This window comes from Antarctobacter jejuensis (genome assembly GCF_052266595.1).
Taxonomy (GTDB): Bacteria; Pseudomonadota; Alphaproteobacteria; order Rhodobacterales; family Rhodobacteraceae; genus Antarctobacter; species Antarctobacter jejuensis.
This window is the reverse complement of the sequence record NZ_JBQQXJ010000014.1, coordinates 36,308-62,140: the sequence shown is the minus strand read 5'-3', so window position 1 is coordinate 62,140 and position 25,833 is coordinate 36,308. Positions and strand designations below refer to the sequence as shown.

Annotated in this window: 26 protein-coding genes; 14 read left to right on the top strand and 12 right to left on the bottom strand. The window is 63.1% G+C overall.

Annotation, left to right across the window (positions count from 1 at the left end; translation table 11 throughout):
* Nucleotides 1-48: 48 nt before the first annotated feature.
* The 9 genes from ACTXGA_RS18390 to ACTXGA_RS18350 all read left to right on the top strand — a co-directional run bounded on the left by ACTXGA_RS18390 (nt 49) and on the right by ACTXGA_RS18350 (nt 9,190).
* On the top strand, nt 49-396 hold the full coding sequence (locus tag ACTXGA_RS18390; protein ID WP_443396067.1) for a hypothetical protein: 348 nt from the start codon (nt 49-51) through the stop codon (nt 394-396).
* Nucleotides 393-1,175, top strand: coding sequence for a hypothetical protein (locus tag ACTXGA_RS18385; protein WP_443396066.1), 783 nt, complete (start codon nt 393-395; stop codon nt 1,173-1,175). The genes ACTXGA_RS18390 and ACTXGA_RS18385 overlap by 4 nt, the downstream gene beginning before the upstream one ends.
* A 145-nt stretch (nt 1,176-1,320) precedes the next feature.
* Nucleotides 1,321-2,937 carry a peptide ABC transporter substrate-binding protein gene (locus ACTXGA_RS18380; protein ID WP_443396065.1) on the top strand — a complete coding sequence of 539 codons (1,617 nt, stop codon included), beginning with the start codon at nt 1,321-1,323 and terminating at the stop codon, nt 2,935-2,937.
* A 62-nt stretch (nt 2,938-2,999) separates the two neighbouring features.
* Nucleotides 3,000-3,929, top strand: a complete 930-nt coding sequence (locus tag ACTXGA_RS18375; RefSeq protein ID WP_443396064.1) for an ABC transporter permease subunit — start codon at nt 3,000-3,002, stop codon at nt 3,927-3,929.
* Complete coding sequence (locus tag ACTXGA_RS18370; protein WP_443396063.1) at nt 3,926-4,861, top strand: ABC transporter permease; 936 nt, start codon at nt 3,926-3,928, stop codon at nt 4,859-4,861. The genes ACTXGA_RS18375 and ACTXGA_RS18370 overlap by 4 nt, the downstream gene beginning before the upstream one ends.
* Nucleotides 4,858-5,811: an ABC transporter ATP-binding protein gene (locus ACTXGA_RS18365; RefSeq protein ID WP_443396062.1), complete on the top strand. Its 954-nt coding sequence runs from the start codon at nt 4,858-4,860 to the stop codon at nt 5,809-5,811. Before ACTXGA_RS18370 ends, ACTXGA_RS18365 begins: the two co-directional genes overlap by 4 nt.
* Nucleotides 5,808-6,791, top strand: a complete 984-nt coding sequence (locus ACTXGA_RS18360) for an ABC transporter ATP-binding protein (protein ID WP_443396061.1) — start codon at nt 5,808-5,810, stop codon at nt 6,789-6,791. Before ACTXGA_RS18365 ends, ACTXGA_RS18360 begins: the two co-directional genes overlap by 4 nt.
* A 131-nt stretch (nt 6,792-6,922) precedes the next feature.
* Nucleotides 6,923-8,158 carry a cytosine deaminase gene (locus tag ACTXGA_RS18355; protein WP_443396060.1) on the top strand — a complete coding sequence of 412 codons (1,236 nt, stop codon included), beginning with the start codon at nt 6,923-6,925 and terminating at the stop codon, nt 8,156-8,158.
* Nucleotides 8,159-8,323: 165 nt separating this feature from the next.
* Entirely contained in the window at nt 8,324-9,190 is an 867-nt protein-coding gene (locus ACTXGA_RS18350; protein WP_443396059.1) for a bifunctional allantoicase/(S)-ureidoglycine aminohydrolase, read from the top strand.
* Between the two features lie 251 nt (nt 9,191-9,441).
* Here the strand turns inward: ACTXGA_RS18350 and ACTXGA_RS18345 are convergent, their stop codons facing one another.
* The 3 genes from ACTXGA_RS18345 to puuE are packed head-to-tail and all read right to left on the bottom strand — an operon-like array spanning nt 9,442 to nt 12,823.
* Nucleotides 9,442-10,866 carry a uracil-xanthine permease family protein gene (locus ACTXGA_RS18345; RefSeq protein ID WP_443396058.1) on the bottom strand — a complete coding sequence of 475 codons (1,425 nt, stop codon included), beginning with the start codon at nt 10,864-10,866 and terminating at the stop codon, nt 9,442-9,444.
* A gap of 59 nt (nt 10,867-10,925) precedes the next feature.
* Nucleotides 10,926-11,414 (bottom strand): ureidoglycolate lyase, encoded by a 489-nt coding sequence (locus ACTXGA_RS18340; RefSeq protein ID WP_443396057.1) that lies wholly within the window; start codon nt 11,412-11,414, stop codon nt 10,926-10,928.
* Complete coding sequence (puuE, locus tag ACTXGA_RS18335; RefSeq protein ID WP_443396056.1) at nt 11,411-12,823, bottom strand: allantoinase PuuE; 1,413 nt, start codon at nt 12,821-12,823, stop codon at nt 11,411-11,413. The genes ACTXGA_RS18340 and puuE overlap by 4 nt, the downstream gene beginning before the upstream one ends.
* Nucleotides 12,824-12,974: 151 nt before the next feature.
* On the opposite strand from puuE, the gene uraH reads away from it, so the two are divergent.
* Nucleotides 12,975-13,328, top strand: coding sequence for a hydroxyisourate hydrolase (uraH, locus tag ACTXGA_RS18330; protein ID WP_443396055.1), 354 nt, complete (start codon nt 12,975-12,977; stop codon nt 13,326-13,328).
* Nucleotides 13,329-13,331: 3 nt separating this feature from the next.
* Here uraH and ACTXGA_RS18325 read toward each other — a convergent pair whose 3' ends face one another.
* Nucleotides 13,332-14,255: a LysR family transcriptional regulator gene (locus tag ACTXGA_RS18325; protein WP_443396054.1), complete on the bottom strand. Its 924-nt coding sequence runs from the start codon at nt 14,253-14,255 to the stop codon at nt 13,332-13,334.
* 100 nt (nt 14,256-14,355) lie between these two features.
* On the opposite strand from ACTXGA_RS18325, the gene ACTXGA_RS18320 reads away from it, so the two are divergent.
* The 3 genes from ACTXGA_RS18320 (at nt 14,356) to ACTXGA_RS18310 (ending at nt 16,650) form a co-directional block, all read left to right on the top strand.
* The gene (locus ACTXGA_RS18320) at nt 14,356-15,588 is read left to right on the top strand and encodes a urate hydroxylase PuuD (protein WP_443396053.1); all 1,233 of its coding nucleotides are present in this window, start codon (nt 14,356-14,358) and stop codon (nt 15,586-15,588) included.
* A 118-nt stretch (nt 15,589-15,706) separates the two neighbouring features.
* Nucleotides 15,707-16,360: a DsbA family oxidoreductase gene (locus ACTXGA_RS18315; RefSeq protein ID WP_443396052.1), complete on the top strand. Its 654-nt coding sequence runs from the start codon at nt 15,707-15,709 to the stop codon at nt 16,358-16,360.
* The gene (locus ACTXGA_RS18310) at nt 16,357-16,650 is read left to right on the top strand and encodes a GNAT family N-acetyltransferase (protein ID WP_443396051.1); all 294 of its coding nucleotides are present in this window, start codon (nt 16,357-16,359) and stop codon (nt 16,648-16,650) included. The genes ACTXGA_RS18315 and ACTXGA_RS18310 overlap by 4 nt, the downstream gene beginning before the upstream one ends.
* Nucleotides 16,651-16,657: 7 nt before the next feature.
* Here ACTXGA_RS18310 and ACTXGA_RS18305 read toward each other — a convergent pair whose 3' ends face one another.
* The 8 genes from ACTXGA_RS18305 to ACTXGA_RS18270 all read right to left on the bottom strand — a co-directional run bounded on the left by ACTXGA_RS18305 (nt 16,658) and on the right by ACTXGA_RS18270 (nt 23,910).
* On the bottom strand, nt 16,658-17,587 hold the full coding sequence (locus tag ACTXGA_RS18305; protein WP_443396050.1) for an alpha-hydroxy-acid oxidizing protein: 930 nt from the start codon (nt 17,585-17,587) through the stop codon (nt 16,658-16,660).
* Nucleotides 17,584-17,916, bottom strand: a complete 333-nt coding sequence (locus ACTXGA_RS18300) for a tripartite tricarboxylate transporter permease (RefSeq protein ID WP_443396049.1) — start codon at nt 17,914-17,916, stop codon at nt 17,584-17,586. Before ACTXGA_RS18300 ends, ACTXGA_RS18305 begins: the two co-directional genes overlap by 4 nt.
* Entirely contained in the window at nt 17,916-18,476 is a 561-nt protein-coding gene (locus ACTXGA_RS18295) for a hypothetical protein (protein WP_443396048.1), read from the bottom strand. Before ACTXGA_RS18295 ends, ACTXGA_RS18300 begins: the two co-directional genes overlap by 1 nt.
* A 65-nt stretch (nt 18,477-18,541) precedes the next feature.
* Nucleotides 18,542-18,730, bottom strand: a complete 189-nt coding sequence (locus ACTXGA_RS18290) for a hypothetical protein (RefSeq protein ID WP_443396047.1) — start codon at nt 18,728-18,730, stop codon at nt 18,542-18,544.
* 79 nt (nt 18,731-18,809) lie between these two features.
* The gene (locus ACTXGA_RS18285) at nt 18,810-19,280 is read right to left on the bottom strand and encodes a tripartite tricarboxylate transporter substrate-binding protein (protein ID WP_443396124.1); all 471 of its coding nucleotides are present in this window, start codon (nt 19,278-19,280) and stop codon (nt 18,810-18,812) included.
* 424 nt (nt 19,281-19,704) lie between these two features.
* Nucleotides 19,705-20,091, bottom strand: a complete 387-nt coding sequence (locus tag ACTXGA_RS18280; RefSeq protein WP_443396046.1) for a nuclear transport factor 2 family protein — start codon at nt 20,089-20,091, stop codon at nt 19,705-19,707.
* A 135-nt stretch (nt 20,092-20,226) separates the two neighbouring features.
* Nucleotides 20,227-21,168, bottom strand: coding sequence for a formylglycine-generating enzyme family protein (locus ACTXGA_RS18275; protein ID WP_443396045.1), 942 nt, complete (start codon nt 21,166-21,168; stop codon nt 20,227-20,229).
* Nucleotides 21,169-21,285: 117 nt separating this feature from the next.
* Entirely contained in the window at nt 21,286-23,910 is a 2,625-nt protein-coding gene (locus ACTXGA_RS18270) for a cation-translocating P-type ATPase (RefSeq protein ID WP_443396044.1), read from the bottom strand.
* A 212-nt stretch (nt 23,911-24,122) separates the two neighbouring features.
* On the opposite strand from ACTXGA_RS18270, the gene ACTXGA_RS18265 reads away from it, so the two are divergent.
* Nucleotides 24,123-25,832 (top strand): PHA/PHB synthase family protein, encoded by a 1,710-nt coding sequence (locus ACTXGA_RS18265; protein WP_443396043.1) that lies wholly within the window; start codon nt 24,123-24,125, stop codon nt 25,830-25,832.
* Nucleotide 25,833 lies beyond the last annotated feature (1 nt).

Here is a 25,833-nt window from a genome sequence, read left to right as displayed (position 1 = left end):
TGACATTAACTGCCCAGAGGTCATGAAGGAGCCAGGAAGGCTGATTTCATGACCCGTGACGATCTTGTCAGATTTCGCGCCGGTTTCGCATCCTGTGAACTGGTCCTGCTTGCCGATATCTCGGCAGGCACCGTTCTGATGTCTGACAGTGCCATTCGTCTTGGGCAGGAGCATCTGGATGCACTCTGCCGGACAGCGGCTCGCCTGTTCGATCCCGCAGCCACTTTGCCCGCACGGCTTGCCGTGTTGTCCGGGCCGACCGGATGCCGTGTCTTTTTGCGCGCCGCGGGCGACTCGGCAGAGGCGTTGTGCTGCCTCTTTGCGCCGGGCGCGGACCTGAGCGCGGTCGATACCGCCGGTCTCGACCTGATCCGATCCGAGGACACCGGGACATGACCACCGCGCAGGAACTCGCGGCTCTGCTGGCACGTGCCTCCGCCGTTGGCGTCGACCGGCAAGGCGCCCAGCAAGGACTGAGCGAGGACGCCTTGGGGCTGGCCCTTCGCGCGATCCGCAACACCATCCTGCCGCGCTGCCTGACCATTCAGGCGGACACCGGCGCCATGATCAAGGCAGAGGTATCGGGCGGAACCCTGCAGACCCTGGTCGAGGTTCAGGGCGCCGAGAGTTCAGGGTTGACCGGCCATCCGCTCCGCGCAACCGATCCGGCGGAGGTGAGCGCCGTCGCCAAGGTGCTGGAAGATCTGTTTGGCGAGGCGGTTGAAGCCTCTGTCCGTGCGGAACCGCCAAGTGTCGAGCCGGACCCGGCGCAATCAGGGATCTCGGCGGAGGTGCTGATGCGCCATTTGGGCCTTGCGCCATTCGCAGCAGCGGTCCCCGATCCCCTGGACCACTTCCAAGAGGCCGCAGCAGATGTCTTGGCTGCGGTGCACAAGCCTGAAGGCGGGGAAACACCCCTTCGGGAAGGTTTCAGAACCCCACTTGCCTTGCATGACGCCATCGTTCAGACAGCCTCGGACCCGGACGGGCCTTTGGGTGAGATCGGCCCCGGCGAAATTCTGTTCCTTGCTCCTTTCGACAGTGCAGATCTGGCGATCGGGCTGACAAATGAGGACGGAAACTGGCTGGCCTTGGTCTTTGACGCGGACAGCCTGCCAGAGCTTTCCGCATATTGGTCCGGCATGCCCCATGGGATGGTCCGCCTGCTGTCTTGACGCGACGGGATGGCCAAAAAAGGCCAGCGCAATCCCTACACGCAAAAGTTGATCAACCACGCCACTCTCCGTCGAGAATCCCCTTTCCAATGCGTGCCCGTTCCGTCACGCTACGGCCAAAGCCATTCATCTTCAGGGGAGAACCATGAAACATTGCAGGACTTTCACCGCGCTGCTGCTGTCGACCGCGCTGAGCACAGCCGCCTTTGCCGCGGATGTTCCCGAAGGCACGCAACTGGCGGGCGAACAGGTGTTCACCTACCGGGTCCTTGATGAATTTTCTTCGTTCGATCCGCAGGTTGTCGAGGATGTGAACGGCTCCGAAGTGGTGCGTGACCTGTTCGAAGGTCTCTACAATCAGAACGCGGCCGGCGAGATCGTGCCCGGTGTCGCGCTGAGCCATGAGGTCAGCGACGACAACATGACCTACACCTTCACCCTGCGCGACGATGCCAAATGGTCGGACGGCAAACCGGTCACGGCGGGCGATTTCGTCTACGCATGGCAGCGCGCCGTCGATCCTGCACTGGCCTCGCCCTATGCGTGGTACATGGAACTAATGTCGATCCAGAACGGTGCGGCGATCATTGCCGGTGAAAAGCCGATCACCGATCTGGGCGTCTCGGCCCCGGACGATCACACACTGGTGGTTCAGCTGTCGCAACCCCTGCCCTATTTCGCCAAGATGGTCAGCCACGCGACCACCTTTCCCTCGCCCAAATGGGTGATCGACGAACATGGCAGCGAATGGACCCGCCCGGAAAACATCGTCACCAACGGCGCCTATATCCTGACCCAGCATGTGCCCAAGGAACGGTCCGAGCGGGAACGCAACCCGATGTACTGGGACAATGACAAGACCGTGCTGGACAAGGTCGTGACGCTGGTGATCGGCGACGATGCGCAGGGTCTGACCCGCTGGCGCGCCGGAGAGGTCGACAAGACAGAAATCCCCTCGGGCCAGTATCCAGCGCTGAAAGAAGAGTTCCCCGAAGAGGCCTACGCCCTGCCGCGCCTGTGCAACTATTACATGACCTTCAACCTCAAGGACGGACCGGAGGCGTTTCAGGACCTGCGCGTGCGTCAGGCCCTGTCCTACGCGCTGGACCGTGACGTGATCGTCGAACGCGTCCTGCAGGGCGGCCAGTTCCCGGCCTACACCTTCACCCCCGGCGCGACGGACGGTTTCGAAATCCCGGAGGTGGATTTCGCCAACATGACTCAGGCCGAACGGGACGCGAAGGCCAAAGAACTGCTGGCGGATGCGGGCTATGGCCCGGACGGCGACAAACTGTCGTTCACCTATCTCTACAACACCTCCGAGGCGCATCAGCAGATCGCCATCGTCGCCAGCCAGATGTGGAAACAAAAGCTGGGGATCGAGGTCACGCTGGCCAATCAGGAATGGAAAGTGTTTCTTGAAACCCGTGGCAACCAGAACTTCGAACTGGCGCGTGGGGCATGGTGCGGCGATTACAATGAGGCCTCCACCTTTCTCGATCTGCTGACCACGCAATCCGGCTATAACGACGGCAAGTATTCCAATGCCGATGTGGACGCGCTGATGGCAGAGGCGAAGACCTCGAAAAACGCCAATCCGCTGTATGGCAAGGTCGAGCAGATCCTCGCCGAGGAGATGCCCGTGATCCCGGTCTACCATGCCTCGACCAACATGATGCTGAATGACAGCCTCAAGGGCTGGCCGGTGAACAACGTCGAGCAGACCTGGTATTCCAAGGACCTCTACAAGGTCGCCGAATAATCCTGCCCCTTTGACAAAGACAGCCTTCCGCCCCTGCGGGCGGAGGGCCTGTGAGGTCTGTCATGTTCAATTACACGCTGCGCCGTCTGCTGACGATCATTCCGACGCTGCTGGTTCTGATCGTCTTTTCCTTTTACCTGATGCGGCTGGCCCCCGGCGGTCCGTTCACCTCGGAAAAGCCCCTGCCGCCGGCGGTCATGCAGAATGTGCTGGAACGCTACGGCATGGATGAGCCGCTGTATGTGCAGCTCTGGACCTATATCAAGAACATCGTCTTTCACTTCGATTTCGGCCCGAGCTTCAGCCAAAAGGACCGGACGGTGAACGACGTGATCGCCCAAGGGTTTCCGGTGACGCTGACCTATGGCTTCTGGTCTGCGGTCTTCGTTCTGGTGCTGGGGGTGCCGCTGGGCATCATCGCCGCGTTGAGACAGAACAGCCTGTGGGATTACACCATGACCGGGCTGGCGATCTTTTCGCAGATCTTTCCGAACTTCGTTCTGGCGCCGATCCTCGTTCTTCTGTTCACGCTGTCATGGGGCCTGCTGCCCGGCGGCGGCTGGAACGGCGGGCAATGGGAATACATCGTCATGCCCGCGATTGCACTGGGGACGTCCTACATGGCCGCCGTCGCCCGCCTGACGCGCGGGTCGATGCTGGAGGTGCTGAATGCGCCCTATATCCTGACCGCCCGCGCCAAGGGGCTGCCGCAACGCACGATCATCTGGCGGCACGCGCTGAAACCGGCGCTTTTGCCGACGCTGACCTACATGGGGCCGGTTTTTGTCTACATGATCACCGGATCGGTCTTTATCGACGTGTTCTTTTCCACCGGCGGCATCGGGCAGGATTTCATCGACGGGGCCTATAGCCGCGACTATGCCATCCTTCTGGGTTTGGCGATCCTCTACAGCCTTCTGACCTTTACCCTGAACCTGATGCTGGACCTGATGTACGCCTGGATCGACCCGAAAGTCAGGAGCAGCCTGTGACCGAGGCCCGCAAACACCTGAACTCCCCCGGCTTTGCCGACAGCACCGCCGAAGAGATGGTCACATCGCGCAGTTTCTGGGCCGATGCCGGGCGGCGGTTCCTTGGCCACCGTCTGGCAGTGTTTTCCGTTTTCATGCTGCTTGCGTTGGTGCTTTTCGCCATCTTCGGCCACGCCTTTGCACGGTGGAGCTACGAAGAGATTGACTGGAACGTTCTAGGACGGGTCAAGACCGACGGCGGCCCAAGCCTGCAGAACGGTCACTGGTTCGGCGTCGACGAGTTGGGCCGTGATCTCTATGCCCGCGTCGTTCAAGGCTCGCGCACCTCGCTGATGGTGGGGTTTGTCGCGGGGCCGATCTCGGTTCTGCTGGGGGCGACCATCGGGGCGCTGGCGGGCTATTTCGGCGGGCGCTTCGACCAGATGGTCGTGGGCCTTTACACAATCTGGATCTCGATCCCCTACATCATCTTCTTTGTCGTCTGGCAGGCCTTCTTTGGCCGGTCGCTGACGCAGATGATCATCGTCATCATCATCGTGAACTGGACCGCCGGGCTGCTGATCGTGCGTGGACAGGTGATGATGCTGAAAAACCGCGAATTTGTGGATGCCGCGCGGATGCTGGGCATGTCGGACCTTGCCATCATCTTCAAACATCTCGCGCCAAACATCCTGTGGGTGATCGTAATCTACACCTCCATCGTGATCCCGGAGATCATCATGGCCGAAAGCCTTGTGTCCTTCCTTGGCGTCGGCATTCAGGAACCCAACACCAGCTGGGGTGCGCTGATCTCTGAGGGGGCGGGCACCATGACATTCGGCACGCTCTGGCAACTGGTGTATCCGGCGGCCTTCTTCGTGATCGCCCAAGTCTCGCTCTATTACATTGGCGACGGGCTGCGCGACGCCCTTGACCCCAAGGATCGCCGATGAGCTTGCTGTCCGTCCGAAACCTGAAGATCCGCTTTCGCACCGGAGACGGCAAGGTACATGCGGTCAACGACGTCAGCTTTGACGTGGCCGAGGGGCAAAAACTGGCGCTCGTTGGGGAAAGCGGATCGGGCAAGAGCCAGATCGCGCTGGCGATCATGGGCCTCTTGGCGCGCAACGCCGAGGTGGAGGGCGAAATCCTCTTTGACGGGCGCAACCTGATCGGCCTGCCCCAGGCGCAGTTGAACAGGCTGCGGGCCAGGGAAATCGCGTTGATCTTTCAGGATCCGATGAGCTCACTCAATCCTTACATGACCATCGAACGGCAATTGGGAGAGGTCGTGGAACTGCACGAAGGCGTCAGCCGGGCCGAGGCGCGGCGGCGCGCGCTGGAGGTCATGGACGCCGTGCGCATTCCCGATGCCAAGAACCGGCTCCGCGCCTATCCGCATGAGTTTTCCGGAGGGATGGGGCAGCGGATCGTGATCGCCATGGCGCTGATCTGCAAGCCGCGCCTGATCCTCGCCGATGAGCCGACGACCGCGCTGGACGTGACGGTACAGGCGCAGATCATGGCTTTGCTGGATGACATCCAACGTGAGTTTGGCACCGCCATCCTGCTGATCACCCATGATCTGGGTGTGGTGGCCGGGTTCTGCCAGGATACGATGGTGCTGTATGGCGGCCGTGTGATGGAGGCCGCGCCGACGTTGTCGATCTTCGACGCACCCGGACATCCCTACACCCGCGGGCTGTTGCGGGCCGTGCCGAGGATCACTGAGGACGGCACCGAACTGACCGCCATCCCCGGCAGCCCGCCCAGCCAGACCGCCCCGCCCCGGGCCTGCCCCTTTGCCCCGCGCTGTCGGGACGTGATCGAGGCCTGCCGCCACACCCTGCCGCAACTGGAAAACGGCCGCGCCTGCCTGCGCCCGGTGGAGGAGCTGACATGACCGCGCCGATCCTCACCGTCCGCGACCTGCACGTGACCTTTCCGGTCCGGCGCGGCCAGCGGTTTCCGTGGTCTCCGCCTCGGCAGTTGCACGCGGTCAATGGCGCCAGCTTCGACCTGATGCCAGGCCGGGTGCTGGGGATCGTCGGGGAATCCGGCTGCGGCAAGTCCTCGCTGATCCGCGCCATCGCCGGCCTGGGGCCGCGCGCCTCTGGGACGGTCACGCTGGACGGGGACGTCGTGGACTATGAAAGGCGCAGTGGGTTGCAGCGGTTGCGGCGGCGGATGCAGATGATCTTTCAGGATCCGATGGCCTCGCTCAACCCGCGCATGACCGTGCGCGAGATCGTGGCCGAGCCGCTGCGCTATTTCCTGCCCGAGCTTGGCCCCGAAGAGCGGCGGCGCGCGGTGCTGGAGATGATGGACCGCGTCGGTATCGCGCAGGCCAACATCAACCGCTTTCCGCATGAGTTTTCCGGCGGTCAGTGTCAACGCATCGGCATCGCGCGGGCCCTTGTCGCCCGGCCCCAGATCCTTCTCTGTGATGAGCCTGTCTCGGCGCTGGATGTGTCGATTCAGGCGCAGGTGATCAACCTGCTGAAGGATTTGCAGGCAGAGATGGGGCTGACGCTGATTTTCGTGGCGCATGACCTTGGCGTGGTGCGGCATATCTCGGACGATATCCTAGTGATGTATATGGGCGGCATGATGGAAATGGCCCCGGCGGCGGATCTGGTGCGGGCGCCGCGCCATCCCTACACGCAGGCGCTGCTGTCGGCGGTGCCGGTGCCGGACCCGCGGGTGAAGGTGGCGCCGCAGATCCTGAGCGGCGACCTGCCCAGCCCGATGGACCTGCCCCGGGGCTGTCTGTTTCAGTCGCGCTGCCCGCGCCGGGTGGAGGCCTGCGCCAGCCAGCGGCCAGAGCTGATCCAGAGCGGCGCACGTCAGGTGGCCTGCCTGCTGGAGAATGAGATGGTTTGAGGGTGTCCACGCGTGGACACCTACCTGCCTTAATGGAATCAATGGGTTCCAGAGACGAATTAACCTTTTGTCAGGAATTGCCCTGACCGCAGCCCGCCCGGACACGGCACGATTAGGGGAGACGCGCAGCGATGGATCTACTGGTCAGGGGCGGCATCCTGCCCGACGGCACGCAGGCGGACGTGGCCATCACGGACGGCAGGATCACCGCCGTGGAGCCCGGCATCACAGCCGAGGCACGCGAGGTGATCGAGGCGCAGGGCAAGCTGATCGCCCCGCCCTTTGTCGATGCGCATTTCCACATGGATGCGACGCTGAGCTATGGCAAGCCACGGGTGAACGCCTCTGGCACGCTGTTGGAGGGCATCGGCCTGTGGGGAGAGCTGAAGCGGATCCAGAGTCGCGAAGAGATCGTCGCGCGGGCGCTGGACTATTGCCGGCAGGCCATTGGCAAGGGTGTGCTGGCCATCCGCAGCCATGTGGACGTCACCGACCCGACCTTTCGCACCGTCGAGGCGCTGCTGGAGGTCCGTGACAGGGTCAGGGACGTGCTGGACCTGCAGCTGGTCGCCTTTCCGCAGGACGGCTGGTTCCGGGCGAAAGGGGCCGAACAACAGGTGATCCGCGCGCTGGATGCCGGGGTCGACGTGGTGGGCGGTATCCCGCATTTCGAACGCACGATGGCCGACGGGGCGGCCTCTGTGCGGGCGGCCTGCGAACTGGCGGCAGACCGGGGCCTGCGCGTGGACCTGCATTGCGATGAAAGCGATGATCCCCTGAGCCGCCACATCGAAACGCTGGCCTCCGAAACCGTCCGCTGCGGTTTGCAGGGGCGGGTTGCGGGCTCTCACCTGACCTCGATGCATTCGATGGACAACTACTATGTCGCCAAGTTGTTGCCGCTGGTCGCGGAGGCGCAGGTGGCGGCGATCCCCAATCCGTTGATCAACATCACCCTGCAGGGGCGCATGGACACATACCCGAAACGGCGCGGTCTGACCCGGGTGCCGGAACTGCGCGCAGCGGGGGTGACCGTGGCCTTTGGTCAGGATTGCGTGCGCGATCCTTGGTATCCGCTGGGCTCCGGTGACATGCTTGAGGTGGCGCATATGGGACTGCACGTGGCGCTGATGACGGCGCCTGATCAGATGCGCGCGGCGTTTGACATGGTCACGAACACACCGGCACAGGTCATGGGGCTGGAGTTTGGTCTGACGCCGGGGGCGCGCGGCAGCCTTGTGGTGCTGGATGCGCCCGATCCGATCGAGGCCTTGCGCCTGCGCCCTGCCCGGCTGGCAGTGATTTCCAACGGGCGGGTGGTGGCCCGGACGCAACCGGAGGTCTGCGCCCTGTCGGTCCAGATCTGACCATCCCGGCCCACGCACGGGACATCCGCCTTTTCGGCCTTGGCTAAGGTCATCGCCGATTTTCAAATTGACCGGAAAAGAGTTGTTGCCTGATTTGTGGTGGTCCAAGCCCGCTTTGCGCCGCATATTCGGGGAAACCCTGCCTCTGCCGTTTCAGGAGCCTGCATGAGCACCAAATATTTCGCGCCGCACGGGGGGCACCCCGGTCAGGATCAGTTGCTGACGGATCGCGCGGTCTTTACCGAGGCCTACGCCGTGATCCCCAAGGGCACGATGCGGGACATCGTGACCAGCTTTCTACCCTTCTGGACCGACACGCGGCTGTGGGTCATCTCGCGCCCGCTTAGCGGATTTGCCGAGACGTTTTCGCAATACATCATGGAGGTGCAGCCCGGCGGCGGGTCCGACCGGCCCGAAACAGACCCGGAGGCCGAAGGCGTGCTGTTCGTGGTCGAGGGTGAAGCGACGCTGGCCGTGGGGGGAGAAACCCATGTCCTGACGCCGGGCGGCTATGCCTACCTGCCCCCGTCGAGCGGCTGGACCCTGCACAATCGAGGCGACGAGACCCTGCGGTTTCATTGGGTGCGCAAGGCCTATGAGTCGGTCGAGGGGCTGGACACGCCGGACGTGCTGATCCTGAACGAGAATGACATCACCCCGACCGAGATGCCCGGCACGGATGGCAAATGGGCGACGACCCGCTTTGTGGACCCTGCGGACCTGCGCCACGACATGCATGTTACCATCGTCACGCTGGAACCCGGCGCGGTGATCCCCTTTCTTGAGACCCACGTGATGGAGCACGGGCTTTATGTACTTGAGGGCAAGGCGGTTTACCGGCTGAACACCGATTGGGTCGAGGTCGAGGCGGGCGATTACATGTGGCTGCGCGCCTTCTGCCCGCAGGCCTGTTACGCGGGCGGGCCGGGCCGGTTCCGCTATCTGCTCTACAAGGACGTCAATCGCCACATGGCCCTGCGTCCGGGCATCGCCACGCACAGCCGCCATGCGCGGCTGAAGGCGGCAGAGTAATCCACGACTGAGCATTCCAACGTCACAGCCGCCCCCCCGCCGGAGGCGGTTTCAGTTTGCGGTCCGACATGCGCGTCTGGATTTCCGGGTGCTGTTCGACAAAGTCGGGGATCAGCCGGGCAATGATGCGCCGCCCGATACCAAATGCACGGCACGCCAACCCGAGCCGGTTCACGCATAAAAAAGGCGGTGCATCCTCTGCACCGCCTTTCCATTTGTCCCCGAGGCGGTCCACGCGCCGGGGCCGTGGCTCACGCGTGATCGTCGCGGGCCAGAGATCCGTGGCCGTGGCCGGCCAAACCGCCAGAGACCTCCTCGGTCGCCTCGTCCGACAGTTCCTCTGGCAGGACGAGGTTCAGCACGATGGCGATCAGGGCCGCGGGCAGGATACCCGAGGTGGCCAAGACCTTCAGCGTGCCGGGCAGATATTGCAGGGCGTTCGGTTCCAGTTGCAGCCCCAGACCCAGCGACAGGGCAATGGCAAAGATCACCATGTTGCGGCGGTTCCAGGTCACATCCGACAGCATCGAGATACCGGCAGCCACGACCATGCCGAACATGACGATCACACCGCCGCCCAGTACCTCGATCGGGATCGACGAGATCACCGCGCCGATCTTGGGGATCAACCCACAGATGATCAGGAAGATTGCGCCGATGGTGACGACGTGGCGGCTCATGACGCCGGTCATGGCGATCAGGCCGACGTTCTGGCTGAACGAGGTGTTCGGCAGCGCGCCGAACAGGCCGGAAATCGCAGTGCCGATCCCGTCGGCAAAGGTCGCGCCCTGGATCTCTTTGTCGGTGGCCTCGCGGCCCGCGCCGCCCTTGGTGATGCCGGACACGTCGCCCACGGTTTCAACCGCCGAGACGAAGGACATCAGGCAGAATCCGACAATCGCGGCAACCGAGAATTCCAGCCCGAAATGCAGCGGGTTCGGAAGGGCAAACGGCGCGGCCTGCCCCACGTTGCCAAGGTTCACCTGCCCCAGCGCGAAGGCCACGGCATAGCCCACCAGCAGACCGACGAGAACGGCGGAGACGGACAGCATCCCGCGGGCAAAGAACTTTAGCCCCAGCGTGACGACGATCACCGTGCCGGCCATGAACCAGTTGATGGCAGAGCCGTATTCCGGCTGATCCATCGCGGGCACACCGCCAGCGGCATACTGGACGCCGACCTTGACCAGCGCCAGCCCGATCATGGTGACCACAAGGCCGGTGACCAGCGGCGGCAGCGCAAAGCGGATCTTGCCGATAAAGAGGCCCAGCGTGGCGTGAAAGATACCGCCGACAAGAATGCCGCCCATCAGCACGGCAATGGCATCAACGCCCTTGCCCGCCACCAAGGGGATCATGATCGGGATGAAGGCAAAGGATGTCCCCTGCACGATCGGCAGCCGCGCGCCCACCGGGCCGACACCGATGGTCTGAAACAGCGTGGCGATGCCAGCAAAGAACATCGACATCTGGATCATGTAGATCATCTGCGGGAAGTCGGGGCTGTTGGAGCCAAAGCCGAAGCCTGCCGCGCCGCAGACGATGATTGCAGGTGTGACGTTTGACACGAACATCGCCAGCACGTGCTGGATGCCCAGCGGCACCGCCTTGGCGATGGGTGGTGTGTAATCCGGATCGCGCAACTGCGCTGGCGTTCCGATGGATACGTCAGCCATTCATATCTCCCCTCATAGCTGTTCATTTGGGCCACCGCTCCTCCCGGAGGCCCGGGTCGTCAGCCCTCCACCACCTGGTAAGCGGTTTCGAACCAGTGTTCCTGGAGGTTGTCCCCAGCGCCGATACGGTCCACCACGGCGAACAGCCCGGACCCGCGGATCGGGGTCAGGACGCCATGCCAAGTGTTGCGGTGGAAATTGATCGCCTGCCCGGGTTGCGTGACAAAGGCCATTGGCTGGCCGGGGCGGTTGCCTGCATCTTCGGCAACGATGACCACAAATGCCTCCATGCACATCGGAATGAAGGCCTGTGATCCCTGCGGATGGCGCTCCATCATCTCCAGCGTCAGGGGCAGCGTTCGCAGCTCGGCCTTGAACAGGCTGATCCCGGCGCGGCCATCGGCAAAGTCCAGGGTGGCGCGGTCATGGTATCGGCCACAAAGCCCCTGATTGATCAGCTTGTCGGGCGCCCCTTGGGTGTCCAGAACATCGCCAAAGGGTTTGAACGCCTCTGCCGTCAGCGGGCGCAGCGTGATGGTCCCGCTCATGCGCCCAGCTTCTCGATCAGGCGCAGTTCGGCGATGCGTTCCACCTGACGGCAGGCCTCGGCGAATTCGGTGGCGCGGTCATTGCCGATACGGCGCTGAAAGGCGTCGAGGATGCTGGATTTGGTATTGTCCTTGACCGCGATGATGAAAGGAAAACCGTGGCGCGCGACGTAATCGGCGTTCAGCTTCTGAAAGGTCTCGCGCTCCTCATCCGTCAGCATGTCCAGCCCCGCCCCCGCCTGTTCGGCCGTGGACTCAGCCGTCAGGCGGCCTGCAGCGGCCAGCTTGCCCGCCAGATCGGGGTGCGCGGTCAGCACGCCAAGGCGCTGTTCCTCGGAGGCTGAGCGGAAGACGCGCGCCAGCGCGTTGTGCACGCCCACCGCGCTGTCGTGATGCGGGCCCAGTTCCAGATCATGGGCGCCCTCGGCGATCCACGGGCTGTGTTCAAAGATGCCACCGAAGGCGGCGACAAAACTCTCCCGTTCCATTTCGGACGGGCGCGTGCGGGACGCGGGCGGATGCTGCATTGCCCAGTGATCGGCGATCTGTTCGCGGGTGGCGAACCAGACGCCCTCATGCGATGCCATGTGTTCCAGCGCGCGTTTCAGCGCCATCGCGCGGCCCGGTCGCCCCACCAGACGACAGTGCAGCCCGATGGACAGCATCTTGGGCGCGCCTGCCTGACCTTCGGCATAGAGCATGTCGAAACTGTCGCGCAGATGGCTTTCGAACTGGTCGCCGTTGGTAAAGCCCGCCTGTATCGCAAACCGCATGTCGTTGCAGTCCATGGTGTAAGGCACGATCAACTGATCCTTGCCGCCCGCCTTCACCCAATAGGGCAAGTCATCGGCGTAACTGTCTGCGACATAGGCGAAATCACCCTCTTCGGCGGCAAGGTCCACAGTATTCATCGAACAGCGCCCGGTGTACCAGCCACGCGGTGCGGCGCCCGTCACCTCTGTGTGCAGCCGGATCGCCTCACGGATCTGGGCGCGTTCCTCTTCCGGGTCCATGTCCTTGTGCTCGATCCACTTCAAACCGTGGCTGGCGATTTCCCAGCCTGCGGCTTGCATGGCCTTTACCTGTTCCGGCGCGCGGGCCAGCGCGGTGGCCACACCGTAGACGGTGATTGGCAGATCCTTTAGCAGGCGGTGCACCCGCCAGAACCCGGCGCGGCTGCCATATTCATAGATCGTTTCCATGTTCCAGTGCCGCTGCCCGGGCCAGGCCGCCGCGCCGGTAATCTCTGACAGGAAAGCCTCTGACGCTGCATCCCCGTGCAGGATGTTGTTCTCGCCGCCCTCTTCGTAGTTGAGGACGATCTGCACGGCGATCTTTGCCCCGTTCGGCCAGTTGGCCGCCGGAACGTCCGCGCCGTAGCCTCTCATGTCGCGTGGATAGCGTTTCAACTTTGGTTCCTCTTCGGTTGCCCAATGCATAATCCAGAAAATCCCGCCTGTTTTTCAAAAAAACAAGAAAGGACTATCTTGTGAGTCCGGCTTTGTCCTACGCCCTCCGTCGCGTCTAGAAAACGCGCAGACCATAGCGGAGGCTTTGAAAATGACCGGCTACCTGACCACTCATGTGCTCGACACCGCGCGCGGCTGCCCCGCAGAGGGACTGAAGATCGAGCTTTTCCGGATCGAGGGAACGGGCCGCAGGCTGCTCAAGACGCTGACCACCAATGAAGATGGCCGCACGGATGAACAGATCCTGCCTGCCGATCAGTTCCAGATTGGCGAGTATGAGCTTATTTTTCATGCAGGTGCCTATCTGGACGCCTGCGGCATTGCGCCGGAAGATCCGCGTTTTCTGGATGTGATTCCGATCCGCTTCGGCATGTCGGAACAGTCGCATTATCATGTGCCCCTGCTGCTGTCGCCGTTCGGCTACTCTACCTACCGCGGCAGCTGAGCGTTACGGGCGCGGTCGTTCGGTGGCACGGATCGTCGAGGCAATGCGCTCGACCATGAATTCCATGAACAACCGCGTCTTGGGGTCCTGCCTGCGCCGGTGGGTGAACAGACAGGCCATCTGGATCGGTTCGGGCGGGGTATCCACCGCGACCGGGATCAGCGCGCCGTTGTTCAGATGCTCGGCGATCTCAAACACCGGTTTCATCGCGATCCCGTGGCCCGCCAGCGCCCAATCGGTCAGCACATCGCCGTCATCGGACTCGTAGCGGCCCGAGACGCGAAAACGCTTTGGCCCTTCCGCCGTCGATAGCCGCCACTGGAATTCCGTCGCGCCGGGAAACCGCAGGCTGAGGCATTCGTGCCGCTTGGCGATCAACTCATCCCCGTCCTTGGGCATCCCGCGCGCCGCGATATAGTCAGGAGCCGCGCAAAGCACCCTTTCCACATCCGCGATCTTGCGGATGCGCAGGTTGCTGTCCTCTGGCTGGCCCAGGAAAAACGCAAGATCCAGCCCCTCTGTCGTCAGGTCCACGCGCCGGTCCGTGAGGCGCAGACGCACGCTGACCTCTGGATATTCCTTCAGAAAATCAGGCACCTGCGGCGCGATCAACCGCCGACCGACGCCCAAGGGTGCTGCCACATAGAGCGACCCCTTGAGGTTTTCGGTGATATTGACGATCTGCGCCTCGGCGCTTTCCACCGCATCAAGGATATCCGTCGCCCCGCGATAGAAGGATTGCCCCTGCTCTGTCGGGGTCAGGCTGCGCGTGGTGCGCTGAAACAGCCGCACGCCCAGATGCTCCTCCAGTTGCGAAATCCGCGAAGATGTCACCGCCGGCGAAATCCGCAAATCGCGGCCTGCGGCGGACATGCTGCCCAATTCGTAGACACGGACAAAGGTGCGAATGTTGTCGAGGTAGGACATTCTTTTGTTTTTTTTGATGCAGCTTGGCTTTTGGCAGCGATAGCAGAACAAATGGTGCGCGCCTAGTCTGCCCGAAACCACGATTCTTTGGAGGCACGCCATGTATGATCTGGCAATAATCTGGGACTGGATCGCCTTTTCCGTCCGCTGGCTGCACGTCGTCACGGCGATGGCGTGGATCGGCGCATCGTTCTACTTCATCGCGCTCGACCTGATGCTGAAGCCGAACCCCGATCTGCCCGAGGGTGCGTTTGGCGAAGAATGGGAGGTGCATGGCGGCGGGTTCTATCACACCGTAAAATATATGGTCGCCCCCGCCCGGATGCCGGAGCACCTGACATGGCACAAATGGCAGAGCTATTCGACATGGCTGTCAGGTGCGGCGCTGTTGATGATCATCTATTGGGTCGGCGGGGAACTCTACCTGCTGGACCCGACCAAGGCGGATCTGAGCCTGTTGCAAGGTATCCTGATCTCCGGTGGGTCGCTGACCATCGGCTGGCTGGCTTATGATTTCATGTGCAAATCCAAGCTGGGCGAAACGCCCACCCTCTTGATGCTGCTGCTGTTCACGATCCTTGTGGTGATGAGCTGGGGCTATCACCAGATCTTCACCGGTCGCGCGGCGCTGCTGCATCTGGGCGCCTTTACCGCCACGATCATGACGGCCAACGTCTTCTTTCAGATCATGCCGAACCAGCGGATCGTGGTGGCGGACCTGAAGGCCGGGCGGACGCCGGATGCGAAATACGGCAAGATTGCCAAGCTGCGGTCGACCCACAACAACTACCTGACCTTGCCGGTGGTGTTCCTGATGCTGTCGAACCACTACCCGCTGGCCTTTGCCACGCAGTATGCATGGATCATCGCCTGCCTGATCTTCCTGACAGGGGTGACCATCCGCCATTACTTCAACACCATGCACAAGACCGGCACAGGGCCGATGTGGACATGGCCGGTGACGGTGGGGATCATGATCGTGATCGCGTGGCTGTCGACGGCTTCCGGCATGGACAGCTACGAGGAAAGCGAGGCGCGCGCCCTGACGCCTTATGAACAGAAATACGCCTCTGCCGAGGGTTTCGAGGATGCCTATTACGCGGTGGTTGGCAACTGTTCCATGTGCCACGCGCGTGAGCCGTCATGGGAGGGGCTGATGTGGCCGCCCAAGGGCGTGGTGCTGGAAACCGAGGCCGATGTCGCCCGCCATGCGGACCAGATCTATTTGCAGGCCGGACGGACCCACGCGATGCCGCCCCCCAATGCCATCGACATGGATGACGACGCCCGCCGCCAGATTGTGGCATGGGTGCGCGAGGTGCGCGGCCAGTAGCTCCGCCCGCTACGGATGACGGTTGCGCGCCCCGCACCTTTTGTCAGGGGAGCATGCGCCCTATCTCTGTCGGGCGACGGCACCGGCAACGGTGCCGAACAGGACAAGGACAGAGATCATGAGCACCCCCGCCCCCATCCGTGTGGACATCGTGTCGGACGTCGTCTGCCCATGGTGTGCGATCGGCTATCACCAGCTAAAAAAGGCCTCTGCGGACACAGGGATCGAGATCGAGGTTTTCTGGCACCCGTTCGAACTGAACCCCGGTATGGCGGACGAAGGCGAGGACCTGCGCGAGCATCTGGCCGCAAAATACGGTACAACGGCCGAGGAGTCGCGCCAGGCGCGAGAGCGGCTGACCGAGATGGGCGCGGCGCTGGGGTTCACCTTTGATTATGCGGATGACATGCGGATGTGGAACACGTTTCGCGCTCATCAGCTGATCGATTGGGCGACGGAACAGGGCAAGGGGCACGCGGCCAAGATGGCGCTGTTCGCCGCCTTTTTCACCTGGCGGGAGAATATCGCCGATCCGGGTGTGCTGGCCGATGTCGCAGCCGAAATCGGGTTGGAGCGCGACGCGGCGCTTGCCATGCTGGACAGCGGGGACCGTGCCGACAGTGTGCGCCAGAAGGAACAATTCTGGACCTCGCGCGGGATCACGGGCGTTCCGGCGATGATCTTTGCCAGGCAGCATCTGGTGGTCGGCGCGCAGGGCGAAGAGAATTACGCCCGCATTCTGGAACATCTGGACAAGGAACAGGCCGCATGAGCGCCCCTGACATCAGGCGCGAGGAAACCGACAGCAAGGGCCGCTACGTGCTGACCATCGACGGGCACAGGGCCGAACTGACCTATTCGCGGCTTGGCTCGTCTGCGATCATCATCGACCACACAGAAGTACCCGACGCCCTGCGCGGGCGTGGGGCTGGTCAGGCGCTGGTCGAACGGGCGATCACGGACGCCCGAACCGAAGGGCGCAAGGTGGTGCCGCTCTGCCCCTTTGCCAAGGCACAGATCCAGCGGCACCCCGAGTGGCAGGACGTGCTGCAGGGCCGCTGAGACGGGGTCAATCGACGCGGGAGACGTCCATGCCCGTGCGCACGCCCGAATCCAGCATCAGCTCTACCCGGTCACCCACCCCATCCGCGATCTGCGGCAGCAGGGCAATGGAACTGCCCGCGCCGTCCTGTCGGCGCCCGCCATAGCGCGACACGGCGATGGTTTCGATCCCCAAGTCGGCAGCGATCTTTTCGTTCTCGACATCCATGATCCCCTTCAGGATCACCGGCCCGCTCCATTCCTTTCGGATCCACTCGAAGTCGTCCCAGTCCAGCGCGGGATCGACCATCTCGGCGGCCCAGGTCAGCAGGCTGGCAAGATCATCGACGCCCTTGGCATGGCCGACCACGTTGCCGAAACTCAATGCCGGGCCGGTCGCCATTTCATAGGCCCAGCGCGGCTTGGTGGCGATGAACGGGATATTCGGACACGCCGATCGGGGCTGCAGTTTGCGACTCTCCCCCATGCTGAGCGTCGAGTCCCCCGGTGCGGGCTGTTCGGCCGGTTTCTGCCGGTCGCGCTTGGACAGCCACATCTCTTGCAGGCTGACGAATATCTCCCCCACCACCAACAGGCCGATGACCACGGCGATGGTTGGCAGACCGGTGGCCAGTACATCGCTGCCCATCGACAGGCGAGGATAGGTGTCGGTCCCGGTTGCGATAGAGGCCGCGAACAACCCGAGGCACGCGGCCAGCAGCCCTTTCCACGTGTCATTGCCCACGACCACCGCGACAAAGGACAGCGACAGGATCATCAGCGCGGCCTTTTCCGGCAGGCCAAGGAAGGCCTCGATGCTGATGGCAAGAAAGGGCGCGCAGACGAACAGCACGATGTCGGAGAATGTATCCCCGCTGACGGATGCGAAATGCGCCACGCGCAGCGCCTTGCCTCCCTGCCCGTTCTGCGCCATCGGGTGGCCGTCCAGCGTGGTCATGAAGGCATCCGGCGTGCCGGGCGTGTTGAACAGAGGATCGCGGGCACCGCCCCGCCCACGGTCGCGCCCTTCATCACCCCGACGAGGAAGCCAAGCACGGGCAAGAGCGCGTCCGGGGTAAAGCCGAAGATCGAGATCAGGATCGGCAAGGCCAGCGCCATCGCGAATGGCCCGGACAGGCCCGGCATCGCGCCGATCAGCACGCCGATGAAGAACCCCAGCGCCACGAGGATCACCGGCCAGGACAGCACGATGGGCCCCAGAACCAGCGCGGGATTGCCCAGGAACGCCTCTGCGACCCCGGCAAGGATGTATTCCAGAACACCCATCAGAAATCACCGTTCGGCGGCAAGAGCAGGGTGTCGAAAGGAAGATCGTAGAGCAGCGCAATGATCAGAGTGGCCACAAAGGCCAGCGCCGCCAGCCGCCATGTCGGACGATGCGCGGCCAGCGCCATCAACCCATAGGTCAGCACCGTGACGCCCGGCAGAAAGCCCAGATATTTCCAAGGTGCCTGCGCCAGCAGAAACCGGTACGGCGTCTCTCCGCCCGAGACGATCCAAGCCAAGACAGGCCCGGAGGTCATCATCAGGCCAAGGCTGACCGCCATGACCACCGCCAGCCAAAGGAGAAATCGGAGATCGATCACGCCCGGCGTATCCCCGGACCCGCACAGCAGTGTGCGCAGTCCGATCGCCGCTGCGGAAATCAGGACACCCGCCGCCGCAAAGACAGGCAGCATGGCGTCGCCGATCCGCACGCTTCGACGCCAGACATCGATCACGCCCGTGTCCACGTCCATCGGGACCCAGACGACCAGAGCGGCAAGGGCAAAGCCGATTTCCGTCAGGCTGACCGCGATGTCGCGCAAGTATGCTCGGCGATTCATGGCTTTGCCCCCGTCTGGTACGTCTTCACTAGGTTGTGGTGGGGATTACTCGGCCGTGGCGTCCATCAGGGCCTGCGCGTCAGACAGGTATTTGTCACATAGGCCCTTTCATCCGCGCCGGTCGCGACCTTCAGCGAAAAGACCCGGTTGATGAAGGCGTTGGACTTGCTGCCTTTGTTCTGAATAACAGAGGCGATGGCGTCGCTCAGTGCATCGCGGGCGTCCTGCGGCAGACCGGCGGGGGCCATCGCCACGAAGGCGACGCCAAACGAGAATTCAACACCGATCTCGCTGAGTTCCTGCGCGCCGGGCGAGACTTTCAGCGGCTGGCTCTCACCATTGACAATGGTTCACAAGGTCACCGGAAAGAACGCCCGCGGCTTGCGGACCGGCCACCCAGCCGATGTCCACATCCTCGGCGTTGATCGCGTTGAGGACCGCCTTGCCGCCCTTGTAGCCGGAGACGATGTTGAAATCGACATCGTTGACCTTGCCGATGTAATAGGCGCCATCCGCCAGACGCGGGGTCATGGCCCCGAAAGAGATCATTTCGCCAGCCTTCGCCGCGGCGATCACGTCGGACATTGTCTTCCAGCCGCGGTCGGACTTGGCGACGATGCCGATCTGGGTGCCGGCGATGGTCGACAGAAAGTCGAAATCCTCGACACCGCAACCGGGATCTCGCGCGGACAGCACGCCATTTGCAAAGGTGTCGGTGATGCCGACACCGATGGTCAGCCCATCCACCGCAGCTTCCTTGACCGACCGTGCCATCACCGCGCCGCCGCCCGCTGCAAACCCGATCTGAACCTTGATCGGACCAGAAGGCGCCTAGTCGGCAAGTGCGCCGGATGCGGAAAGAAGCACCGCAGCTACGGTGGCGATGAGCGTTTTCATTTGTCCTCCCAAGGTTCGACAAAGTCGAATGGAAAGAGCATAGCCGAGCGCGCACAGACACGGATATATTAGTTCCATATGTTCGCTATATATATTGGGTTATAGCTCTGCATGCGCCCCCGCCTGCTCAAACAGACCCTTGCCATCTGCCGCCAGGGGTCGATGTCGTCTGCTTCGCGCGCATTGGACGTCGCCCAGCCCGACCGCAGGCTTTCTGCCTGCGGCAAGGATCGTTCAGGAGGTTATCGCGACCGAGGCGCGATCGCTGGCAGCGGAGGGCAAGCTGTCCGGCAAACCGGCGGGGGTCCGAATGGCGCGGTGGGGCGTCCGTTCAGAACAATCCGTTGTTGTTGGCGGAGTCTGCGGTGATGACCTGCAGGACGTCCCAATGCTCGACCACCTTGCCGTTATCATCAAACCGAAAGATGTCGATCCCGGCGTAATCGTCGCTGCCCGGCCAGAGCTGATGGCAATGCAGCACCACAAGGTCATCCTCGGCAATCGCCCGTTTAAAGGTCACCGACTTGCCGGGGTATTCGGCGGCCATGCGGTCGAAATAGGCGATGAAGGATTCTTTGCCGTCGCACACATGCGGGTTGTGCTGGATGTAGACCTCTCCGGCGAACTGCTCGATCGCAGCGCGCGGCTGACATTTGTTGAACATCATGTCGTAGAAGGCCATGGCGTTGGCCTTGTTCTGGGCGGGTGTGCTGGGCATCTGGGGCTGGCCTTTCCGGATCATTCGCGGGCGTTTGCCTAGGTATCAAAGCTGCCGCCCGCTGCAATGACGCACTTTCACCCCACCTGGTATGGGAAAGAGAACCGCCGCTGACATCGCCTGCGCCTGCAAGCGCTAGGCGTCATAGACCAGCCGGATCCCCTGATGAGAGGTGGTGCTGTCCGGCGTCGATCCCGTGCGGGCAGCGATACGGTAGCGATAGCAATAACTTGCGTGACACAGGAACGACCCGCCCTTGGCCAGCTTGTATCCCGCCTTGTCCGCGTGCGCCCGTTTCACCGCCTTTTTCAGCGACCGCACCTTGAACGGCTGGGCCGTGTATTGCCAGACGTTGCCGACCATGTGGTACAGGCCATAGCCATTGGGCTCAAAGGACCGTGCCGGGGCCGTGGCCATCCAACCGTCCAGTTTCAGGTTCACGTCCGGAAACTGCCCCTGCCAGATGTTGCAGGGAAAGAAATCCGTGTCGTCGGGTTCCTGATCGCCCCAGGGAAAACGCACGTCCCCCAGACCGCCGCGCGCGGCATGTTCCCACTCTGCCTCTGTCGGCAGACGCCCGCCCGCCCAACGGGCAAAGACCTGCGCATCATTCCAGCTGACATGCACCACGGGATGATCCGGCAGGCATTCGGCGGCAGAGCCCGGCCCCAAAGGTTCCGCCCATGTCGCCCCCTCGATCACCCGCCACCACGGCGCGGCGGCCACGGCCTGGGTCGGCGGCATGTCCTTGGGCAGCAGGTGAATGAAGACGAAGGAATTGCCCAGACGTTCGGCATCGGTGACATAGCCCGTCGCCTCTGCAAACTGGCGAAAGCGGGTGTTGGTGACGGTTGTGGCGTCCATGGCAAAGGGCTTCACACGGACCTGCCGCAGAGGGCCTTCGCCATCCACCGGCAATTCCGGATGGTCGGTGCCGATCAGCCCGCGACCGCCCGGGATCTGCACCCGCTCCGGCGGATCGCTTTCCCGCGCATCGGGTGCAAAGCGGGCACCGGATGGGCCCTGGCCCTGTCGCGCGGGTGCGCAGCAACTGGATTTGCCCGTTTCTGTCGTCATGTCAGCCCGCGCGCCTCTCGTTTCGAACCTCGTCCCGGACAGGGGGGCCACCTGCCCCGACACGCCCGCCCGCCGTCCGCCTTGTGCCTGACTTCGATGGACAGCGGCAAGGGGCGGCTAGTGCTTTGTCGCAGCAAGACCCCGTTCTGCGCGCGATGTCCCCTTTGTCCGGGCCGAGGTGGCGATTTTCACCAGTTCAGGCACAACGACCAGCGGCAGAGCCAGCGCGCCCAGCAGCCCCAGCTGTTCCCAGTTCAGGGGAACCGTGTGCAACAGGCGCTGCAACGGTGGCCAGTAGACCGCCGCGACCTGCATCCCCATGGTCGCGGAAAAGGCGATCAGCAGCGGCCGGTTCGACAGATAGCCAATCCGCGACAGCGGCAGGCGGAAAGACCGGAAAGCAAAGACACTGACCTTTTCGAACAGCACCATTCCGGTAAAGGCCATCGTGCGGGCAAGGTCTTCGCCCTCGGCCATGTGGCCGTAAAACAGCCAGAGGCTGGCCCCGCCGGTGTAGATGCCGAAACAGGCGATCATGGCCAGTCCCGTCATATCGAGGATCGGGTGATCCTTGGGCACTGGCGGCTGATCCATCTGATCGGGAGCTGCCTTTTCCATCCCCAGCGCAACCGCCGTCACCCCATCCGTGACAAGGTTCATCCACAGGATCTGCGTCGCCAGAAAGATCAGCGGACCGCCAAGGAACAGGTTGATGACAATCGCCACCACCTCGCCCGCGTTGGAGGACAGCAGGTAGCGGACAAACCGCTGAATGTTGGCGAACTGGCGGCGTCCCTCTTCGACGGCGCCGACGATGGTGGCGAAATTGTCGTCCAGAAGGACCAGATCACTGGCATCCTTGGCCACATCCGTGCCGCGCTGGCCCATCGCGATGCCGATGTCAGCCTGCCGCAGCGCCGGGGCATCGTTCACGCCGTCGCCGGTCATCGCCACAAGGTTGCCGCGACGCTGAAGCGCCTCGACCAGCCGCATCTTGTGCGCCGGTGCGGTGCGCGCGAAATGCGTATCGCCGTCCAGCACCGTTTCCAGGTCTTCGTCCGACAGAGCGTCAAGATCCACCCCGGTCAGCACCCTGTCCACCTGCAACCCGATCTCGCGCGCGATGGCACCGCCGGTCAGCGGTGCATCGCCGGTGATCATGACCACGCGGATGCCCGCGCGGCGGCACAGGTCGACCGCCTGTTTCACCTCGGGGCGCGGCGGATCGATCATGCCGACGAGGCCCAGAAAGATCAGGCCTTCTTCCGCCGATTGTGGATCATCGACCAGGCGCTGCGCCATGGCCAGCAGGCGGCGCCCGTCCGAGGCCATCTCTTCCGCCGCTTTCTCGATCTCTTCCCGAATAGCACTGGTCAGCGGTTCGGGGGCGCCTTCCGGGCCTTGGACCCGGTCGCAGACGTCCAGCACGGATTCCGGCGCGCCTTTGACCATCTGCATCAGGCCCTGCGTGCGGCGCATGACCACGCTCATACGTTTTCGTTCGGCGTCAAAGGGAATCTCGGCCAGCCGGTCCACCGGGTCCGGCAGCGGTGCCCATGCCTTGAATCCCAGCGTTACAAGGGCCCCTTCGGTCGGGTCGCCCACCATGCGCCAACCGCCATCGCGATGGGCCAGTTCAGCATGGTTGCAGGACAGGGCCACGTCGATCAATTCGGCCAGTCGCGGATCATCCGCCGCCCGCACCCGTCCCCCCTCAACCGAGATGTGTCCAGAGGGGTCATATCCCGTTCCAGTCACCTCATAGGCCCGCGCCGGCATCCAGACGCGGGTAACCGTCATGGCATTTTCGGTCAGCGTGCCGGTCTTGTCGGTGCAGATCACCGTCGCAGCGCCCAGCGTCTCGACCGCCTGCAATCGCCGCACAAGGGAATGCCGGCGCAGCATGGCAGATGCACCAAGCGCCAGCGTGATCGTCACCACCGCGGGCAGACCCTCGGGCACCATCGCCACCGCCAGCGCGATGGAGGTCAGGAACATCTCTTCCAATGGGCGACCGACGAACAGGCCCGTCACCAGCACCAGCGCCGCCAATGCCAAGGCCATACCACCCAACAGGCGGGCCAACCGGGCCAATTGCTGCTGCAGATGGGTCTGTCCAACATCGATCGAGGCGGTCATCTCGGCGATATGTCCAAACTCGGTCCGCGTCCCGGTGGCACGCACCACGCCTTCGGCGCGGCCCGCCACCACGTTGGAGCCCATGAACAGCGGAACATCACCCGCCCCCATGATCTTGTCGACGGGCACGGACTCACCGGTCAGGACGCTTTCGTCCACCTTCAGGCGCATGCCTGAGGTCAACACGAGGTCCGCCGGAACCTTGTCGCCACTGTCGAGGATCACAAGGTCTCCGGGCACGATCTGGCGCGTGTCGATCATCATCTGGCGGCCGTCGCGCACCACCCGCGCCTCTGTCGCCAGCATGTTCTTGAGCGCGGCGATGGCGGTTTCGGTCCGCCACTCCTGCACAAAGCCCAGCGCGCCGTTCAACAGCACGACCAGCACGATGGCCACGGCATCCACCATCTCGCCCATCGCTGCGGCGATCACCGCAGCAGCGATCAGCATCAGGATCAGCAGGCTGGTGAATTGCCGGGCCAGAATCGTCCAGCGAGAGACAGGTTTCTTTTCGGCCAACTGGTTCGGCCCGATCTCCGCAAGACGTTGTGCCGCCTGCGCGGAGGTCAATCCATAGCTCGTCACGCCGGTGTCCGCCGTCATGCTGGTCCTCGCCTGTTCGCCATATCTGTCAGAAAGGTGCGCGTTTTTCCACGGCCACCCTAGCCCAGCCACAGACCGGTTGACTTGACCCACGTCAAGCACCGGCACTTTGGCTGGGCGGTTTGATCCACGTCATCGGGAATTCGCGCCACAGCGCATAGGGTCTCAACCGACTCACCTGCCCCACGGAACGTGCGAGGGAACCGCAAGAAATGGACCAGATAGACAGCAGCACGCTTGACCGTGCACTCCGCGCCTCCAGCGCCCGGTTTACCGGCGGCGTGTCGCCCCATGCGGCCAACGCGGCGTGGATGGATTGGATGTCCCACCTCGGCCATGCGCCCGGCCGGATAACAGCCCTGTCACAAGAGGCGGTCCGGATCGCGGGAGAGGCCACCCTGTCGTTTATCAAACAGAGCGGCGCGCCGCAGCCCGGTCCGGGCGATCATCGGTTCGACCATCCCGGCTGGGCGCTGCCGCCGTTCCGGATCTTGAAGACGGGCTTTCTGGCCCAGGAACAGTGGTGGAGCGAGGCGACCTCGGAAATCCGCGGCATGCGCAAGATCAACGCCGACCGGGTGCATTTCATGGCGCGTCAGGCGCTCGACATGATGGCGCCATCGAATTTCCCGCTGACCAACCCAGAGGTGGTGGAACGCACGCTGCAAACCGGCGGGATGAATTTCTTCAAAGGCGCAAAGCATCTGGCCGAGGATATCGCCCGCACGGTGACGCTGGACCGCGCCCCGCCCAAAGCGGGGTTCGAAGTGGGCAAGGATCTGGCCGTGACACCGGGTCAGGTGGTCTATCGCAACGACCTGTTCGAACTGATCCAATACGCCCCACAGACAAAAACGGTGCAGGCAGAGCCGATCCTGATCGTCCCGGCATGGATCATGAAATACTACATTCTGGATCTCAGCCCGCAAAAATCGCTGATCGCGCATCTGGTGGCCGAGGGGTTCACCGTCTTTGTCATCTCGTGGTGCAATCCGACCGCCGACCAGCGTGACCTTGCTCTCGAAGATTACCGACGCCGCGGAGTGATAGAGGCCTTGGAGGCGGTCCAGACGATCACTGAGGCGCCAAAGGTGCATGCCTGCGGCTATTGCCTTGGCGGGACGATCCTTGCCATCGCCGCGGCTGCGCTGGCGCAGGACGGGGATGACAGGCTGGCCTCGATCACCCTGCTGGCCGGGCAGACGGATTTCTCCGAGGCAGGCGAACTGATGCTGTTCGTCGATGACAGCCAGATCACCTATCTGGAGGACATGATGTGGGCCAAAGGCTATCTGGACGGGCCGCAGATGGCCGGGGCCTTTCAGGTGCTGCGCTCACGCGATTTGGTCTGGAGCCGCCTGTTGCGCCGGTATCTACTGGGCGAAGAGGAAGTGATGTTCGACCTGTCGGCCTGGAACGCCGATGCCACGCGGATGCCCTACCGGATGCACTCGGAATACCTGCGCGGGCTGTTTCTGGAAAACCGGCTGACCGCCGGGCGCTTTTCGGTCGAGGGGCGGGTCATCGCGCTCAAGGACATCACCGCGCCCTTTTTCGTGCTTGGCACGGAAAAGGATCACATCGCGCCATGGCGTTCGGTTTACAAGACGGCGCTTTTCACCAACGCCGACCTCCAATTTGTGCTGACCTCGGGCGGACACAACAGCGGCGTGCTGAGCGTCCCCGGTCACGGCCATCGGCATTTCCGGCACGGCCATCGCCCGCCGGGCCGGAAATACATGGACCCCGACACCTGGCTCGGGCACCATGACATCGAAGAGGGGTCCTGGTGGCCGATCTGGTTCGACTGGCTGGCAAACAAGAGCAGCGCCGAACGGACAGCCCCGCCCGCCATGGGCAGCGCTGAAAAAGGCCTGCCGCCACTGATGGCCGCGCCGGGGTCGTTTGTCCTGCAACGATGAC

Bases quoted from the DNA above. Each gene is read 5' to 3' on its own strand.
- ACTXGA_RS18310 (WP_443396051.1), top strand. From the start codon at position 16,357: ATGAGCGCCCCTGACATCAGGCGCGAGGAAACCGACAGCAAGGGCCGC.
- ACTXGA_RS18325 (WP_443396054.1), bottom strand. From the start codon at position 14,255: ATGTCCTACCTCGACAACATTCGCACCTTTGTCCGTGTCTACGAATTG.
- ACTXGA_RS18300 (WP_443396049.1), bottom strand. From the start codon at position 17,916: ATGGGTGTTCTGGAATACATCCTTGCCGGGGTCGCAGAGGCGTTCCTG.
- ACTXGA_RS18270 (WP_443396044.1), bottom strand. From the start codon at position 23,910: ATGACGGCGGACACCGGCGTGACGAGCTATGGATTGACCTCCGCGCAG.
- ACTXGA_RS18340 (WP_443396057.1), bottom strand. From the start codon at position 11,414: ATGAGCGGGACCATCACGCTGCGCCCGCTGACGGCAGAGGCGTTCAAA.
- ACTXGA_RS18380 (WP_443396065.1), top strand. From the start codon at position 1,321: ATGAAACATTGCAGGACTTTCACCGCGCTGCTGCTGTCGACCGCGCTG.
- ACTXGA_RS18265 (WP_443396043.1), top strand. From the start codon at position 24,123: ATGGACCAGATAGACAGCAGCACGCTTGACCGTGCACTCCGCGCCTCC.
- ACTXGA_RS18295 (WP_443396048.1), bottom strand. From the start codon at position 18,476: ATGAATCGCCGAGCATACTTGCGCGACATCGCGGTCAGCCTGACGGAA.
- ACTXGA_RS18385 (WP_443396066.1), top strand. From the start codon at position 393: ATGACCACCGCGCAGGAACTCGCGGCTCTGCTGGCACGTGCCTCCGCC.
- ACTXGA_RS18280 (WP_443396046.1), bottom strand. From the start codon at position 20,091: ATGCCCAGCACACCCGCCCAGAACAAGGCCAACGCCATGGCCTTCTAC.
- ACTXGA_RS18275 (WP_443396045.1), bottom strand. From the start codon at position 21,168: ATGACGACAGAAACGGGCAAATCCAGTTGCTGCGCACCCGCGCGACAG.
- ACTXGA_RS18315 (WP_443396052.1), top strand. From the start codon at position 15,707: ATGAGCACCCCCGCCCCCATCCGTGTGGACATCGTGTCGGACGTCGTC.
- ACTXGA_RS18305 (WP_443396050.1), bottom strand. From the start codon at position 17,587: ATGACCACGCTGGACGGCCACCCGATGGCGCAGAACGGGCAGGGAGGC.
- ACTXGA_RS18360 (WP_443396061.1), top strand. From the start codon at position 5,808: ATGACCGCGCCGATCCTCACCGTCCGCGACCTGCACGTGACCTTTCCG.
- ACTXGA_RS18345 (WP_443396058.1), bottom strand. From the start codon at position 10,866: ATGGCTGACGTATCCATCGGAACGCCAGCGCAGTTGCGCGATCCGGAT.
- ACTXGA_RS18355 (WP_443396060.1), top strand. From the start codon at position 6,923: ATGGATCTACTGGTCAGGGGCGGCATCCTGCCCGACGGCACGCAGGCG.
- ACTXGA_RS18320 (WP_443396053.1), top strand. From the start codon at position 14,356: ATGTATGATCTGGCAATAATCTGGGACTGGATCGCCTTTTCCGTCCGC.
- ACTXGA_RS18365 (WP_443396062.1), top strand. From the start codon at position 4,858: ATGAGCTTGCTGTCCGTCCGAAACCTGAAGATCCGCTTTCGCACCGGA.
- uraH (WP_443396055.1), top strand. From the start codon at position 12,975: ATGACCGGCTACCTGACCACTCATGTGCTCGACACCGCGCGCGGCTGC.
- ACTXGA_RS18350 (WP_443396059.1), top strand. From the start codon at position 8,324: ATGAGCACCAAATATTTCGCGCCGCACGGGGGGCACCCCGGTCAGGAT.
- ACTXGA_RS18390 (WP_443396067.1), top strand. From the start codon at position 49: ATGACCCGTGACGATCTTGTCAGATTTCGCGCCGGTTTCGCATCCTGT.
- ACTXGA_RS18375 (WP_443396064.1), top strand. From the start codon at position 3,000: ATGTTCAATTACACGCTGCGCCGTCTGCTGACGATCATTCCGACGCTG.